This is a genomic window from Paenibacillus sp. sgz302114, from assembly GCF_056120345.1.
Genome location: NZ_JBVYOI010000001.1, coordinates 914,163 through 928,423 on the forward strand (window position 1 = coordinate 914,163; position 14,261 = coordinate 928,423).

Consider the following 14,261-nt stretch of genomic DNA (forward strand, 5'->3'; position numbering starts at 1 on the left):
TCAAGGCGCTGTTTTGGAAAGAAACGCTATTCGGCTTTTACAACTAATGCTATACTGATAGTTGTGAATTTATAAATTATTCAGTCAATTCAGCAGTCAATTCAAGAGGGGAGTGGATCGAGTGTCGGTACTTCCAAAGCAGAATGACCTGGGATTCTTCGAAATTAGACTGGAATCGATCGGCGGATTGGGCGCGAACTTGGCTGGCAAAATGTTGGCTGAAGCAGGCGTTGTTGGAAGCGGATTCAATGGTGTGAGCTTTTCCTCGTATGGATCGGAGAAGAAAGGCTCGCCGGTTAAAGCGCATATTCGGTTCTGTGATTTGGATACGAATATCCGCGATACAACACCGGTCGAGCGGCCTCATATTGTCGGCGTGTTTCACGAGAACCTATCCAAAACAGTCAATGTCATCAGTGGAATCTACGAGGATAGTGTCGTACTGGTTAACTCTACGAAATTGCCTGAACAGCTGAAAGAGAAGATGAATTTGTCCGCTGGTACACTTGCCGTTGTTGATGCAACAGGGATCTCCCTCGAGGAGAACAATCGGGTTAACATGGCGATGCTGGGCGGCTTGTTCCGACTCTGCGACTTCTTGGATTTTGAACATATGAAAGGTATTATCCGCAAATCGCTTGAGAAGAAGTATCCGCAAGCGGTTGATCCTGCGCTGCGTACGTTCCAGCGGGGCTACGACGAGGTGAAGTTCCAGACGTTCACGCTTCCGGAAGGGGAACAGATGCCTGAGCCGCAGCGGTGGGATACTCCGACGCTCGGTTACGAGACGCAGCCGATCGGCGGGATGATCGTCAATCCCGGCAACAGCGTGCTGAAGGACCTCAGCATCTCTAGACAAGGGATGATGCCGCATTTTGACGATGAGAAATGTATACACTGCGCCGCATGCGATACCGCGTGCCCGGACTTCTGCTTCGTATGGGATGAGCAGCCGGATAAGAAGGGGCGTCCGCAGATGTTCCTGCAGGGAATCGATTACCAATATTGCAAAGGCTGCTTGAAATGCGTTGTCGCTTGTCCGACAGAAGCGCTCTCATCTCAGCGCGAGACGGACAGCTATGGAGAAGAGCACCGTGTACCGCACAGATTTGATTGGGCAAATGCGAATTAATGTCGTTGTAACTCTTACGTAAACGTCAAGAGAGGAGCGGATTAGCAATGGCCATCGAGATTAACAAAGAAGTGAGTCAAGGTACTGTCGAGCAGCGAATGGTGTACGAGTCAGGCAATGAAATGGCAGCGTATGCCGCGCATCAAATTAATTATCATGTGATGGGGTATTTCCCGATCTCGCCTTCAACGGAGGTCGCTCAGTTTCTGGATTTGATGAAAGCGAACGGTCAGCATGACATTAAGCTCATTCCGGCGGATGGCGAGCATGGCTCCGCAGGTATTTGCTACGGCGCATCTGCCGCTGGCGGACGCGTGTTCAACGCGACAAGTTCGAACGGCTATCTGTATATGCTGGAGCAGATGCCTGTGCAGTCGGGTACACGGTTCCCGATGGTTATGAACCTGGTGTGCCGTTCGGTATCCGGTCCGCTCGATATTCACGGCGACCATTCCGACCTCTACTACGCACTCAATACGGGCTGGCCGATTCTGATGTGCCGCGACCCGCAGGCTGTTTATGACATGAATATTATGGCGATTAAGCTGGCGGAAGATCCGGAGGTTAGGCTCCCGGTACTCGTTGCATCCGACGGCTATTTCACGTCCCATCAGAAGCGCCGCGTGCAGACATTCGCTCATCGCGCTGACGTTCATGCTTTTGTCGGCGAGCATTCTCCGGAAGGGTTCAAGCATGTGCTAGACCGTAACAATCCGGTCACGGTCGGCCCTTACATGAACGAGCCAGACTATATCAACAACTGCTTCCAGCAGTCTCAAGCGATGTACAGAGCGGGCAAAGTGTTCGATCGTATCCGCGAAGAATATGCGGTGCTGACAGGGCGCGATTATCCGATTCTCGATCAGTACCGGATGGAAGACGCTGAAGTGGCGGTATTCCTGATGAATTCCGCATCGGAAATAATTAAAGACGTTGTCGACCAATTGCGTGCTCGCGGCATTAAGGCAGGCTCGATTGCACCGAACATGATCCGTCCGTTCCCGGCTGAGCAGATTGCTGAAGCGCTTCGCGGCGTCAAAGCGGTCACCATCGGCGACCGCGCCGATTCATATGGCGCTCACGGCGGCAATATGACGAATGAAATCAAGGCTGCGCTGTTTACGCAAGGCGTGAAGGACACTCTTGTCATTAGCCGGATATTCGGCCTCGGCGGCAAAGACTTCTATGCGGAGGACGGTCATCATCTGTTCGAGCTGGCAATCGAAGCGGCGTCAACAGGTAAAGTCGCAGTTCCGTTCGATTATTGGGGCCACACGCCGGGCGATCCGGACAAAGCGCCGAAGCGCGTGCTTGAGCCGCTCGTATACGAGGATTTGAAGACGGGTCTTATTACCGTAGACCGCGATGAAACGACCGGCAAGCTGAAGGTGAAAGTGCCTCCGATTCGCCAGCTGATGAAGAAGCCGAAGCGGCTAGCTCCTGGCCATGGCGCATGTCCGGGCTGCGGCATCTTCTCCGGTCTCGAGCTGTTCTTCAAAGGCATCGAAGGCGACATTGTCGCGCTCTATCAAACCGGCTGCGCGATGGTTGTTACGACAGGCTTTCCGTATTCCTCTCACAAAGCGACGTATATCCATAACTTGTTCCAGAACGGTGCGGCAACGCTGTCTGGTGTCGTGGAGATGTTCTGGGAGCGCAAGCGCCGCGGCGAGATGGATCAGTACGGCCTCAAGGATGACTTCACGTTCGTCATGATTACAGGCGACGGCGGTATGGATATCGGTATGGGCCCTGCAATCGGCAGCGCGCTCCGCAATCATAAGATGATTATCCTCGAGTACGATAACGAGGGCTATATGAATACAGGTGCGCAGCTGTCCTACTCGACACCGCTCGGTCACCGCACGTCGACATCGAACGTCGGCAAGCATCAAGGCGGGAAGCTGTTCCACCACAAAGATACGGCGCAAATTATGGCGGCAACGAATATTCCGTACGTCTTCACAGGCTCGGAATCGCTGCCTCAGGATTTGCTTCGCAAGGCGGCGAAGGCGCAGTATTATGCGCAGAACGTCGGTCTTGTGTACGGTAAAATTCTTATCACTTGTCCGCTAAACTGGCTGTCCGAAGAGAAGATCGGTCAAACGCTCATTGACGAAGCTGTCAACTCCTGTTTCTTCCCGCTTTATGATGTGGAAGAGGGCGTGACAACCATCACGTACAATCCGGAGGAGAAGGGCAAGCGGATTCCGCTCGGCGATTGGCTGAAGAACATGGGCAAGACGAAGCATATGACCCGCCCGGAGTACGCGCCTGCGCTCAAGTCGTTCGAGGACGAAGTCGAGCGCCGCTGGCAGCGCCTCAAAGCGAAGCACGAGAACGAGTTTCTGTAAGTTAAGAGCGACCGATTGGTCGTAAATAAGGTTGTCGGAACAAGGCGCGGCGGCGAATAGGCGTCTGCGCCTTGTTTTATTCCAATAGGCTAGGTGGATGGAGCTAGAATGGCAATCGTGCTGAGGCATCGGATAACAGGGGAAATCGCATGCGGTATGCTGAGCAACGTTTATCAGTTTGTATATTACGGTGCGCTCTGGTGGGAAGATATGGAGAGTGCGGATTCGTTATTTGAAGAGGAGCTAGCAGGTGCTGGCTATGAGCAAGATTCGAACTGGGATCTGCTCGAGGTGAACGAAGCGCGTTTGAAAATATTCAATGTCAAGCTGAACAACGACCCAAGGCGCAAGCTGCTGCTTCAAAATGATGGGAGCATTACGCTGATAAAAGCTTAATTAGGAGCTTATACAAGAGGGGAGGCGCGAACATGCAGATGACGGATGATGCTGGCATTCAGCAATTAATGAACACGCAGACTGATGAGGACATTCAGTCCTTCGGTCGGCAGCTGCATGGCGGCGGGTTCACGGCGCTGCGCCGTTTTCTCGATGATTTCCGGGACTACCTGCGCCAGTATGAGGATGAGGCATCCGATCAAGCGGATGAATTGATTAGGCGTGCGAAGCTTGCGGTACCGGAGCCAGGCAGAACAAGCCCATCATGGACATATATTTGGACCGAGTTCGAAGGCATTATTCATACGAAACGTGATGTGTTTCAGTCCATTCCCAGAGGCCAGCGAGATGGAGAGTGGCAAGTGCTGCTGGATAATCCGCATTCGAACCAGAACATCGCCGTATATCCGGGGCTCACATTCATTGAAGCGGTCTATATGTTCGCTTACTTCCGAACGGGACTGACGAATAGCGAGTACATTAGGCTGCAGAAGATCGCCACAGTGATGACGTACACGGGTGCTGAGAGAGACGACGGACTGCAGCCGATTGAGAGCCTATAGCTGACCATGCATGAGCAATGTAAAAAGGCTTTGATTCCAGCTATCAGCGAGCGAACGCTGTGCGGATTCAAAGCCTCTTTGGTGTCTAAGATTGCAGCGGTGTGCGGCTTATGCCCTTCTGCTGCAAATGCGCCGCGATCTTCCGCCCGTGGAATCGGCCGGATTCGATGAAGATCTCGTTCGCTTCTCGTCTTGATGCGACGACTCCAGCTAAGTAGATGCCAGGCACGTTACTCTCCATCGTCTCATCGTTGAATGTTGGATAACCTTCTTCCTCAATTGTGACACCGAAGGAAGAGAGGAAGCCGCGGTCGGGGTGGAAGCCGGTGAGTGCAAGGACAAAGTCATTCTGCAGCTCATCTCGCTCATCCGTTTCATTGTTTGAAATGACGACATAGCGCGGATGAATCTCGACAACGCGTGAAGAGAATTTCATATGAATTCTTCCTTTGTTCACGAGACTTTCGAAGATCGGACGCACCCACGGCTTAATGCTCGAGGAGTACTGATCGCCGCGGTATACAACTGTGACCTTAGCTCCTGCCCGTTCCAGTTCAAGCGCCGCATCGATAGCAGAGTTGCTTCCACCGATAATCGCCACCTTCATACCGGTATAAGGATGCGCCTCGCGGAAGAAATGCGTTACTTTATCGGATTTCTCGCCAGGGATGCCAAGCTCATTCGGGTGATCGAAATAGCCGGTTGCGACGATAACAGAAGCAGCGCGATATTGAATAAGCTCGCCGGAGCGGTCATGGCTGTCTAGCTCGAAGCCGCCATCCTCCTGTGAACGGATTGCGGTCACCGTCTCGTAGGCGTTTATGCGAACGCCATGCCGCAGAGAGACATTACGATAATACGACAGTGCTTCCACGCGTGACGGCTTGTCATTCGCTGTTGTGAATGGGATACCCCCGATCTCGAGCAGCTCCGGCGTGCTGAAGAAGTGCATATACGTTGGATATTGGGAGATGGAATGGACGACATTGCGTTTCTCAATGATGAGCGGCGTTATGCCAATCGCCTGCAGCTCAATTGCAGCGGCAAGACCGCACGGACCAGCGCCAATAATGATAACCTGTTCAGCTTGCATAGTAGATGAATCAGCTCCAATACGGGTTCACTAAATTTTGAACAATCAAGCTCTATTTTAGCACAGCTGGCAGGTGATAGCTTGCTATAAAACAAGCATATGACTCTGTGTTGCATGAGTAGATATGTTGTATAATGAGCTAAGCTTGTATAAAGGGGGAGATGGAATGCGACGGCGATTTGTGATTGAAGCCGTAATGGTAGCAACCTATGGACAATTGCTTGTGCCAAGCCGGCCTGTCGATTTTGTCTTGCCATATTCGACGATAATGGAACTTTACGACATGAAGGACGGCGCAGAGCCGGTTATGGATGATCCGGAAGAAGATGCTCATGTGAAAAGCAAGATTAAAGAGCTGATCGCTTTCTTCGAGGATCCTTTCAACCGGAAGAAGATTGAGCGTGCGCTGCAGATGCCATGGCGTCAGAGCTCGCCGCTGCTGCTGAATGACCTCATTCAATTTACGGTTGTGCATGCCGTTGATAATGCGCAGTACGGGGAATATTTTGACCCGATTGAAACCGAGCTGCTGCTTACATCGCAGAAGCTGAGCATCCCGCTGCTATCCGATCAGTTTGAATTCCAGGATAAGCTGCTCGAAGCGGAAGTGCCGGTGCAGGTGTATGATATCGAGGATTACGAATTCGCAGTGGAGCAAGGGATAACCGCCGCTGATTTCGAAACGAGAAGCGATATATAGTGTGAGACAATGCTAAGGAGAAGCAGTGACGGCTGGTCGCTTTTTTGTATTTCTATGCCCATATGGAGAAAAAATAAATTTGTAAAAAGCCTCTTGCGCTTCGCGACAAAGGGATGATAAGATTTGGATGTTCCATTTTACGGAAAACTAACTAACGAAAGGAGGGCGATGGAGATGACAAACTTGTTCATTGTAGTGCAGCAATTCAAGCAGAATCAGCTCCATCGGCCCGACTTCTTACACAGAGTGCAGCAGCTGTAACCAGCGCTGCAACCGATTCTGTGTGTAAGGAGACTTTGAGCCATGTGGCTCAAAGTCTCCTTTTTTGTTACACGGAAATGTGTATTCGCCTATCGCGAAAGGCGAAGAAAGTTCGATTTTCGTTCCGGAGTCTATGCATGTCTGCATAAAGGGGGAAGCAAGACCATGAAAGTGTTATTAAGACTTATGAAATATATGCGCCCCAGCATGAGATGGGTAGTGATCTCAACGGCGCTCATGCTGCTTGGCACGCTGCTTGATCTCATTGCGCCTTGGATGCTGAAGCAGATATTCGATGAGGGCATCGGGAAGAGCAGCGCGAAGATCGTGCTCGCGTTTACACTGGGACTTATCGTATTGCAAATTGTGAAGAGCTCCGGCATGTTCTGGCAAGGTTATGCGCAGGAGCTTGTCGGCCAGAATGTCGTCTATTCGCTGCGAAGTCAGATGTACAATCACTTGCAGCGACTGTCCTTTACGTACTATGACAAAGCGCAGACGGGACAGCTTATGTCTCGGATGACAGGCGACATCGAGTCGGTAAAGAACTTTATCGGCTTCGGAGCAATGGCGATGTTCATGGGCATTGCGACTTTTGTCGGAACAATCGTGTTCATGCTCTTCATCCAATGGAAGGTTACGCTGCTCAGTATGGCAACCGTACCTTTGCTGCTCTTTGCGCTTTACCGGTTCAATAAAAAGGTCGGTCCGGCATGGGGCCAAATTCGGGAGCAAATGGGCAAGCTTACGACGACGCTGCAGGAGAACATCTCCGGTATAAGAGTCGTGAAAGCGTTCGCTCGTGAGAAAGTTGAGCAGAACAAGTTCGAATCGCGCAACGATCAGAACTTCGAGACGAACATGGACCGTGCCAGACTTGAAGCCAAAGCATTCCCGCTGATGAACTTCTACGGTGGCGTCGTATTCGTCACCATGGTATGGTTCAGCGCTTACTTCGTCGCGAAAGGTGAGATGTCGCTTGGCTCATTCATGGCATTCCAGTGGTATACATGGGGGATCATTTGGCCTCTCAATATGCTTGGCTGGCAGATCAACATTATGCAGCAAGCGCTCAAAGCAGCACCGCGCGTGTTCGAGGTGCTCGATACACCAGTCGACATTAGCTCGGAGACAAAGGATGCGCAAGATTCGAACCGCATCCGCGGCAACGTTACTTTCGACGGCGTATCGTTCCACTTCGCAGACCAGAATCCGGAGACGGATACGGGTATTCTGGAAGGAATCTCGCTTGGCGTGAAGCAAGGCGAAGTCATTGCAGTGCTTGGTTCTACAGGCTCTGGCAAAAGCTCGCTAATCGCGTTGTTGTCACGCTTCTATGATGTGAGCCAAGGCAGGCTGCTTATCGACGGCATTGATGTTCGCGACTACGAGCTGGAGGGACTTCGCCGCAAGATCGGCATCGTGCCGCAGGAGACGTTCCTGTTCTCGGCTACTATCCGCGAGAACATTGCATACGGCGTACCAGAAGCGACGCAGGAGCAGATACAATGGGCTGCGCGCAAAGCGCAAATTCATTCCTTCATTGAAACGATGCCATTCGGCTATGACACGATTATCGGCGAGCGCGGTGTAGGGCTATCCGGTGGTCAACGCCAGCGTGTCGCGCTTGCGCGCGCGATTCTGATGGACCCGCCGATCCTAGTGCTCGACGAAGCGACTGCAAGTGTCGATACGGCTACAGAGTCTGCGATTCATGAAGAGCTGCTCGAAGTTATGAAAGGACGCACAACTTTCATCATTGCACAACGGTTGTCTTCTGTGAAACGCGCAGACCGCATTATCGTGCTCGACGGCGGCAAAATCGTACAGCAAGGCACGCATCGCGAGTTGTTCGAGGAAGATGGATTCTTCCGCAATCTGTTCAAGCAGCAAGAGGCTGCATCGGCTAGATAACAAGCAACTTGCAACTTGATTAACTGCATTAAACAATAGAGATTAATGGCATAAAGGAGGGGGACGGCATGAGTCAAGTCGAATGGGATTCCGATGAAGATTTGGAAGAAAAGCCGTTTAACAGAGCGTACATGAAGCGGCTTATCCGCTATGTGCTGCCTTATCGTAAAGTGTTATCCATCGTTCTAGTAATTGTCCTATTGAACATGAGCCTAAGCTTAGCCGAGCCGCTTCTGCTTCGATATATTATCGATGAAGGCATCGTGAAGAAAGATTTCTTTGTCATCAATATGATCGGTTTGGCGCTGCTCTCGTTCAAAGGACTGGGTTGGCTGTTCGGCTTCTTGCACACAAGGATGATTAATTTCACCGGACAGCGCATTCTGTTTGATCTCAGGCAGCAATTGTTCAATCATCTTCAAACCCTATCATTTCGTTTCTTCGACGGACGACCTGCGGGGAAGATCATGTCCCGTATCACGAATGACACGAACGCGATCGGCGAGCTCATTAACGGTGGTTTGATCACGATGGTCATGGAGTTCACGCATCTTGTCGGGATCGTAGTCATCCTGCTGTGGATGGATTGGAAGCTGGCGCTGCTGTCCTTTGTGACACTACCGCTGCTCTACATCATCGTTGGCAAGATGCAGCCGAAGATTGAAGGCTCATGGACGCGTTCACGGAAAACAATGTCTGCAATTAACGGTAATTTGAATGAGACGATTCAAGGCATTCGCGTCATTCAGGCATTCTCGCGGCAGTCGGAGAACAACCGCCGATTCGAGGAGCTTAACGCCCGTAACAAGTTTGCTTTCATGCGTGCGGTGAAGCTGGAGTCGATGGTCTGGCCGTCGGTTGAGATGGTCGGTATGATCGGTACTTGCGTCGTGCTATGGTTCGGTGCGAAGCAGGTTATGGATAAAGAGCTGACGCTTGGCTTCATCATGGCCTTCATCAATTATCTATGGCGATTCTGGGGACCGCTCAGCGCGCTCTCCAAGGTGTACAGCCAAGTGTTGTCTGCGATGGCATCGGCGGAGCGGATCTTCGAAGTACTCGATTCCGAACCAGAGGTGAAGGATCGTTCGAATGCGAAGGCGATGAAGCAGATCAAAGGCGAAGTTGTATTCGAAAATGTTTCGTTCCGCTATGAAGCCGATAAGCCGGATGTGCTGAAGGGCATAAATTTGCGAATTAAGCCTGGCCAACGAGTTGCGTTAGTGGGTCCGACAGGAGCGGGTAAGAGTACGGTCGTAAACCTGCTCATGCGTTTCTACGATACGACAGGCGGTCGCATTCTGATCGACGGTCAAGACGTGAAGGATGTGACGCTTGAGTCGCTTCGCCGCCAAATGGGCATCGTGCTGCAGGATTCGTTTATATTCTCCGGTACGATTGAAGAGAACCTCCGTTATGGTAACGAGGATGCGACTGACGAAGCGCTGCGTCATGCAGCGGAGAGCGTCCGTGTCGACAAGTTTGCGTTTCAATTCGCAGACGGCTATCAGACGCAGGTGGAAGAGCGCGGCTCGAAGCTGTCGGTCGGTCAACGCCAATTGCTCGCATTCGGTCGAGTGCTGCTGTCTGATCCGCGTATTCTCATTCTGGATGAAGCAACTTCGAGTGTGGATACCGAAACGGAGCAGCATATCCAAGCAGCGCTTCAGACGATGCTGGAAGGCCGCACAGCGTTCATTATCGCGCACAGGCTGTCGACGATCAGGGATGCAGATGTCATCCTCGTCGTGAAAGATGGCCAGATTGAAGAGCAAGGCTCGCATGATGAGCTGATGAAACAAAGCGGCTTGTATCACAAGCTCTATATGACGCAATATGAGATGCAGCAATCGCTTGCGATGCAGACGGGTGCTTAATCTTAATGAAGATGAACCAGGCCTCTTATTCCTCTAAGGTGGGATAAGAGGTCTTTTTACGCGAATGATAGTGATAACAAAGGAGGTTGTCCGAGATGGCTGAGGAAGAAGTGTTAAAAGGAGGCAATGTGAATCACATTGTCCGCAAAGCGAACACCGTTCTCCGTCCTACAGGTTACTGGAGTCCTTACGTGCATGAGCTTCTCCAATACATTGAGCAACAAGGCTTTGAAGGTGCGCCCAAATTTATTGGACTCGATGACGCTGATCGCGAGATCTTGTCTTTTATCGCAGGAGAAGTACCAGGGAACGATTACCCGAAGCTTCAGCCTTACATGTGGTCGGATGATTCGCTCGCAGGTGTGGCGAGGCTGTTGCGCCAGTTTCATGATGCGACTATCGGATTCGCTTTTATAACGGGTGGCAAATGGCAGCTGAGCTATGCGGGCGGCAGCGAGCATGATGTCATCTGTCATAATGACGCAGCGCTCTATAATGTGGTGTTCCAGGAGGGGGCTCCTGTGGCTCTGATTGATTTTGACATGGCAGGTCCCGGTCCGCGAATGTGGGATATTGCGTATTCGCTCTACACATCGGTTCCGCTTGCTAGTTTCGCGCCGGTGCATGGAACTGGAGATACGATAGCCTACCAGTCCGAATTACATGCCGGTGAGCGCCGTAGACGAATACAATTGTTCTTCGATTCGTATGGAATCGCTCTCCATGTCTTGAATGAATTGAGAGACTGGATTATAGAGCGTTTGACTGCTGTATGTGATACATTGAGAAGCGGTGCCGCTGAAGGAAATGCTGCCTTTCAAAAAATGGTAGACGACGGCCACTTGGCGCATTATGAGAGCGAATTACGGTTCGTTAATGATCATTTCATAGATTGGAGCTAGCTGCAGGCGATGGGATCTATTCATTTAGTATGAGTTTGTTTCTATCCAATAAGGGTAAACTATATAAATGAATTGACATTAAGGCGCAAATTTAATAAGCTTACAAGGAATTTTCAAATCTACAAAGCGGGAGATTAAATATGAAATTCAACATGAAAATTAAAGATTTTGCAGCGGCAGATACAAATGTGGCAGCAGGATTATATCATTTTGTCGTTACGATGTCGGATAACACGCAGTGCCGACTGATCTTCTCGAAGAACCCGGATTGGAAGTTGATCGGTGTTAATCGCCTTCTGACTGTACCTTGCCCGATTTGCAGAAGAGATTACTACTGTAACTGCATGTCCAAATATGCAGAAGCGTTTGAGCGCGAAGTGCTTGATAAAGAGCTTATTTCATCCGTTCTTTAATGTTACAAGCCCGAATGGGCGAATAGCTGCTTGCTAGCGCGGTGGCTGTTCTGTTATGCTTATCACCAATAAGGGCACAGGCCGATGAAGAGTATCCAACTCGGAGGCGTTGCGTACAGCGTTTGGCTATTCTTGCGAATCATCACAATAGCTGAACACTCCAAGCATTCCGGTTCTCGCACCGTTATCTGCGAACTAAAGAGAGCTAACTTGTTTAGCTAATTTGGGTGGCACCGCGAACGCGTTCTTCGTCCCATGTCAGGGGACTGGAGGAGCGCGTTTTTTCGTTTATACAAAAATTGACGAGGAGTGTTCACCATGCTAGACATTAACGTAATTCGCCAGCAAGCAAATGAGTTCCAGGAGGCGGCAGATCAGAAGCGCATCAGGATTAATATTCGCGAGCTGCTCGCTATTGATGACCGCAGGCGGGAGTTGCTGCAGCTAACTGAATCGCTGCGCGCTGCGCGTAACCGTCGGTCGAAAGCGATTGAGGGTTTAATGCGTGAAGGGCGCAAAGCGGAAGCGCAGTCGGAGCGGGAGGAAGCTGCTGCCCAGCAGGAGCAATTGAAGCAATCGGAAGAGGAGTACCGCGAGGTTGTTGCCGCGTATGAAGCTCATATGCTGCTCGTACCGAACCTGATGTCGCCAGACACGCCGATTGGCAAGAGCGATGAGGATAATGTGGAAATCAGGCGAGTAGGCGCGGCGCCGGAGTTCGATTTCACGCCACGCAGCCATATCGAGCTCGGGCAACAGCATGAAATGATTGATTTGGCACGTGGCGTGAAGATCGGGGGTACGCGCCAATATGTACTGCGAAATTACGGGCTACAGCTCCATCGCGCCGTTCAGCAGTTGGCGCTTGATCTGCTTCTTGATAAGGGCTTCGAGGCGCTCGACGTACCTGTTCTCGTGAAAGAACAAACGCTTGTTGCAACGGGGTATTTTCCAGCGAATCGGGATCAGACCTACGCCGTTAACGGTGAAGACAAGTGGCTTGTCGGAACTTCGGAAGTGCCGCTGATTGCATATTTCAGCGATGAAGTGATTGATCTGACCGAGCCGAAGCGGCTTGCGGCGGTCACGCCATGCTACAGGAGCGAGGTTGGATCGGGGGGGCGCGATGTTCACGGGTTATACCGGGTGCATCAATTTGCGAAAGTCGAGCAGGTCGTATTGTGCCGCGCCGACTTGGCGGAATCGCTCGCGTGGCTGGAGAAGATGACGGCAAACAGCGAAGAGCTGCTGCAGCTGCTGGAGCTTCCTTACCGCGTCGTTGCGGTTTGCAGCGGCGATATGTCGCAGAAAAACTACAAACAGTACGATATTGAGACATGGATGCCAAGCCGCGGCAGCTATGGCGAGACGCATTCGGCGTCGCTTCTGCTTGATTTTCAGGCGAGACGCTCGAATATTAAGTACCGTGACGATGAAGGCAAGCTGCACTATGCCTATACGCTGAACAACACGATGATCGCGTCGCCGCGCATCCTCATACCGCTTCTAGAGAACCATCAGCGAGAAGATGGCTCGATCTACATTCCGCACGCACTTCGTCCCTATATGCGCGGGCTGGCCGAGCTTAGGGCCGTTCTGGAAGTCTAGGTCTAGCCTGCCTGTCTAATAGCGGGTATACTGGAATGGATAATCTTCCACGGAATGGGAAACGAGAGGGGAACAGCCTGTATGAGTTTGGGGAAAATCGCACACGCGGCAGATCGTATTCGTTCTAATGTCAGTAAAGTCATTGTCGGTAAAGAAGATATCGTAGATAAGCTCATTATTGCGATACTCACATCAGGTCATGTGCTTCTGGAGGATGTGCCGGGCACGGGCAAGACCTTGCTCGCCAAGGCGCTAGCGAAGTCGATTGATGGCGAGTTCAAGCGGATTCAATTTACGCCGGATTTGCTGCCGTCAGACTTGACTGGCATTCATTTCTATAATCAGAAGCTCTCGGAATTTGAATTCCGCCCGGGACCGCTCTTCGCCAATATCGTACTGGCAGACGAGATTAACCGTGCCACGCCCCGTACCCAATCGAGCTTGCTGGAGAGCATGGAGGAGCGTCAAGTGAGTATCGACGGCAAGACGCACCAGCTCGGCAAGCCGTTCCTTGTTATTGCAACGCAGAATCCGATTGAACAGCAGGGCACGTTCCCGCTGCCGGAAGCGCAGCTTGACCGTTTTCTATTCAAGTTGAAAATGGGCTATCCGACCAATGAGGAAGGCATCGCGATCATGAAGCGATTCATGGAGAACAGTCCGCTCGAACAGCTGGAGCCTGTCATTGGAGTCTCTGAACTTGAGGAAGCTAAAGCGATCTATACGAACGTGGCTGTCAGTGAAGAGCTGCTCAGCTATATGCTTGCGATTGTAGAAGCGACTCGCGTTCACCCGGATGCGGCGCTTGGAGCAAGTCCGCGAAGCTCGCAAGCGCTGCTGCGCGCATGCCAAGCTAGGGCGGCGATTGCAGGACGGCAATTCGTGCTTCCTGATGATGTGAAAGCGATGGCTGTTCCCGTGCTTGCGCATCGTATTGCGCTGCGAAGCGTTCAGCGTATGCGTGCATACGCGGCAGAGCATGTCATTCAAGCGATCCTGGCGGCGGTACCGGTGCCAGCAGACGCTCCGCTCGTCTCCCGTTCATAAG

At 51.5% G+C, this 14,261-nt stretch carries 12 protein-coding genes; 11 read left to right on the forward strand and 1 reads right to left on the reverse strand.

Going from position 1 to position 14,261, the window contains the following annotated elements; genetic code table 11:
* The first annotated feature begins 121 nt into the window (after positions 1-121).
* From AC0LWF_RS04205 to AC0LWF_RS04220, 4 genes are all read left to right on the forward strand, one after another.
* The gene (locus AC0LWF_RS04205) at positions 122-1,132 is read left to right on the forward strand and encodes a 2-oxoacid:acceptor oxidoreductase family protein (RefSeq protein ID WP_474650281.1); all 1,011 of its coding nucleotides are present in this window, start codon (positions 122-124) and stop codon (positions 1,130-1,132) included.
* 47 nt (positions 1,133-1,179) lie between these two features.
* Positions 1,180-3,486: a thiamine pyrophosphate-dependent enzyme gene (locus AC0LWF_RS04210; RefSeq protein ID WP_474650282.1), complete on the forward strand. Its 2,307-nt coding sequence runs from the start codon at positions 1,180-1,182 to the stop codon at positions 3,484-3,486.
* Positions 3,487-3,594: 108 nt separating this feature from the next.
* Positions 3,595-3,882, forward strand: coding sequence for a hypothetical protein (locus AC0LWF_RS04215; RefSeq protein ID WP_474650283.1), 288 nt, complete (start codon positions 3,595-3,597; stop codon positions 3,880-3,882).
* Between the two features lie 32 nt (positions 3,883-3,914).
* Entirely contained in the window at positions 3,915-4,445 is a 531-nt protein-coding gene (locus AC0LWF_RS04220) for a hypothetical protein (protein WP_474650284.1), read from the forward strand.
* A gap of 85 nt (positions 4,446-4,530) precedes the next feature.
* Here AC0LWF_RS04220 and AC0LWF_RS04225 read toward each other — a convergent pair whose 3' ends face one another.
* Positions 4,531-5,538 (reverse strand): YpdA family putative bacillithiol disulfide reductase, encoded by a 1,008-nt coding sequence (locus AC0LWF_RS04225; RefSeq protein ID WP_474650285.1) that lies wholly within the window; start codon positions 5,536-5,538, stop codon positions 4,531-4,533.
* A 166-nt stretch (positions 5,539-5,704) separates the two neighbouring features.
* Between AC0LWF_RS04225 and AC0LWF_RS04230 the strand changes: the two genes are divergently transcribed.
* The 7 genes from AC0LWF_RS04230 to AC0LWF_RS04260 all read left to right on the forward strand — a co-directional run bounded on the left by AC0LWF_RS04230 (position 5,705) and on the right by AC0LWF_RS04260 (position 14,260).
* A complete protein-coding gene (locus tag AC0LWF_RS04230; RefSeq protein WP_474650286.1) occupies positions 5,705-6,238 on the forward strand; it encodes an ADP-heptose synthase in 534 nt (177 codons plus the stop codon).
* A gap of 426 nt (positions 6,239-6,664) precedes the next feature.
* Positions 6,665-8,413 carry an ABC transporter ATP-binding protein gene (locus AC0LWF_RS04235; RefSeq protein WP_474650287.1) on the forward strand — a complete coding sequence of 583 codons (1,749 nt, stop codon included), beginning with the start codon at positions 6,665-6,667 and terminating at the stop codon, positions 8,411-8,413.
* A 68-nt stretch (positions 8,414-8,481) separates the two neighbouring features.
* Entirely contained in the window at positions 8,482-10,290 is a 1,809-nt protein-coding gene (locus tag AC0LWF_RS04240; RefSeq protein WP_474650288.1) for an ABC transporter ATP-binding protein, read from the forward strand.
* 95 nt (positions 10,291-10,385) lie between these two features.
* The gene (locus AC0LWF_RS04245) at positions 10,386-11,192 is read left to right on the forward strand and encodes a phosphotransferase (RefSeq protein ID WP_474650289.1); all 807 of its coding nucleotides are present in this window, start codon (positions 10,386-10,388) and stop codon (positions 11,190-11,192) included.
* Between the two features lie 140 nt (positions 11,193-11,332).
* Positions 11,333-11,605 carry a hypothetical protein gene (locus tag AC0LWF_RS04250; RefSeq protein ID WP_474650290.1) on the forward strand — a complete coding sequence of 91 codons (273 nt, stop codon included), beginning with the start codon at positions 11,333-11,335 and terminating at the stop codon, positions 11,603-11,605.
* Positions 11,606-11,923: 318 nt separating this feature from the next.
* Positions 11,924-13,213, forward strand: coding sequence for a serine--tRNA ligase (serS, locus tag AC0LWF_RS04255; RefSeq protein WP_474650291.1), 1,290 nt, complete (start codon positions 11,924-11,926; stop codon positions 13,211-13,213).
* Positions 13,214-13,294: 81 nt separating this feature from the next.
* Positions 13,295-14,260, forward strand: a complete 966-nt coding sequence (locus tag AC0LWF_RS04260; protein WP_474650292.1) for an AAA family ATPase — start codon at positions 13,295-13,297, stop codon at positions 14,258-14,260.
* Position 14,261: the final 1 nt, after the last annotated feature.

Coding starts and splice junctions, on each gene's coding strand:
- AC0LWF_RS04215 (WP_474650283.1), top strand. CDS start 3,595: ATGGCAATCGTGCTGAGGCATCGGATAACAGGGGAAATCGCATGCGGT.
- AC0LWF_RS04260 (WP_474650292.1), top strand. CDS start 13,295: ATGAGTTTGGGGAAAATCGCACACGCGGCAGATCGTATTCGTTCTAAT.
- AC0LWF_RS04220 (WP_474650284.1), top strand. CDS start 3,915: ATGCAGATGACGGATGATGCTGGCATTCAGCAATTAATGAACACGCAG.
- AC0LWF_RS04210 (WP_474650282.1), top strand. CDS start 1,180: ATGGCCATCGAGATTAACAAAGAAGTGAGTCAAGGTACTGTCGAGCAG.
- AC0LWF_RS04250 (WP_474650290.1), top strand. CDS start 11,333: ATGAAATTCAACATGAAAATTAAAGATTTTGCAGCGGCAGATACAAAT.
- AC0LWF_RS04230 (WP_474650286.1), top strand. CDS start 5,705: ATGCGACGGCGATTTGTGATTGAAGCCGTAATGGTAGCAACCTATGGA.
- AC0LWF_RS04235 (WP_474650287.1), top strand. CDS start 6,665: ATGAAAGTGTTATTAAGACTTATGAAATATATGCGCCCCAGCATGAGA.
- AC0LWF_RS04240 (WP_474650288.1), top strand. CDS start 8,482: ATGAGTCAAGTCGAATGGGATTCCGATGAAGATTTGGAAGAAAAGCCG.
- AC0LWF_RS04245 (WP_474650289.1), top strand. CDS start 10,386: ATGGCTGAGGAAGAAGTGTTAAAAGGAGGCAATGTGAATCACATTGTC.
- AC0LWF_RS04225 (WP_474650285.1), bottom strand. CDS start 5,538: ATGCAAGCTGAACAGGTTATCATTATTGGCGCTGGTCCGTGCGGTCTT.
- serS (WP_474650291.1), top strand. CDS start 11,924: ATGCTAGACATTAACGTAATTCGCCAGCAAGCAAATGAGTTCCAGGAG.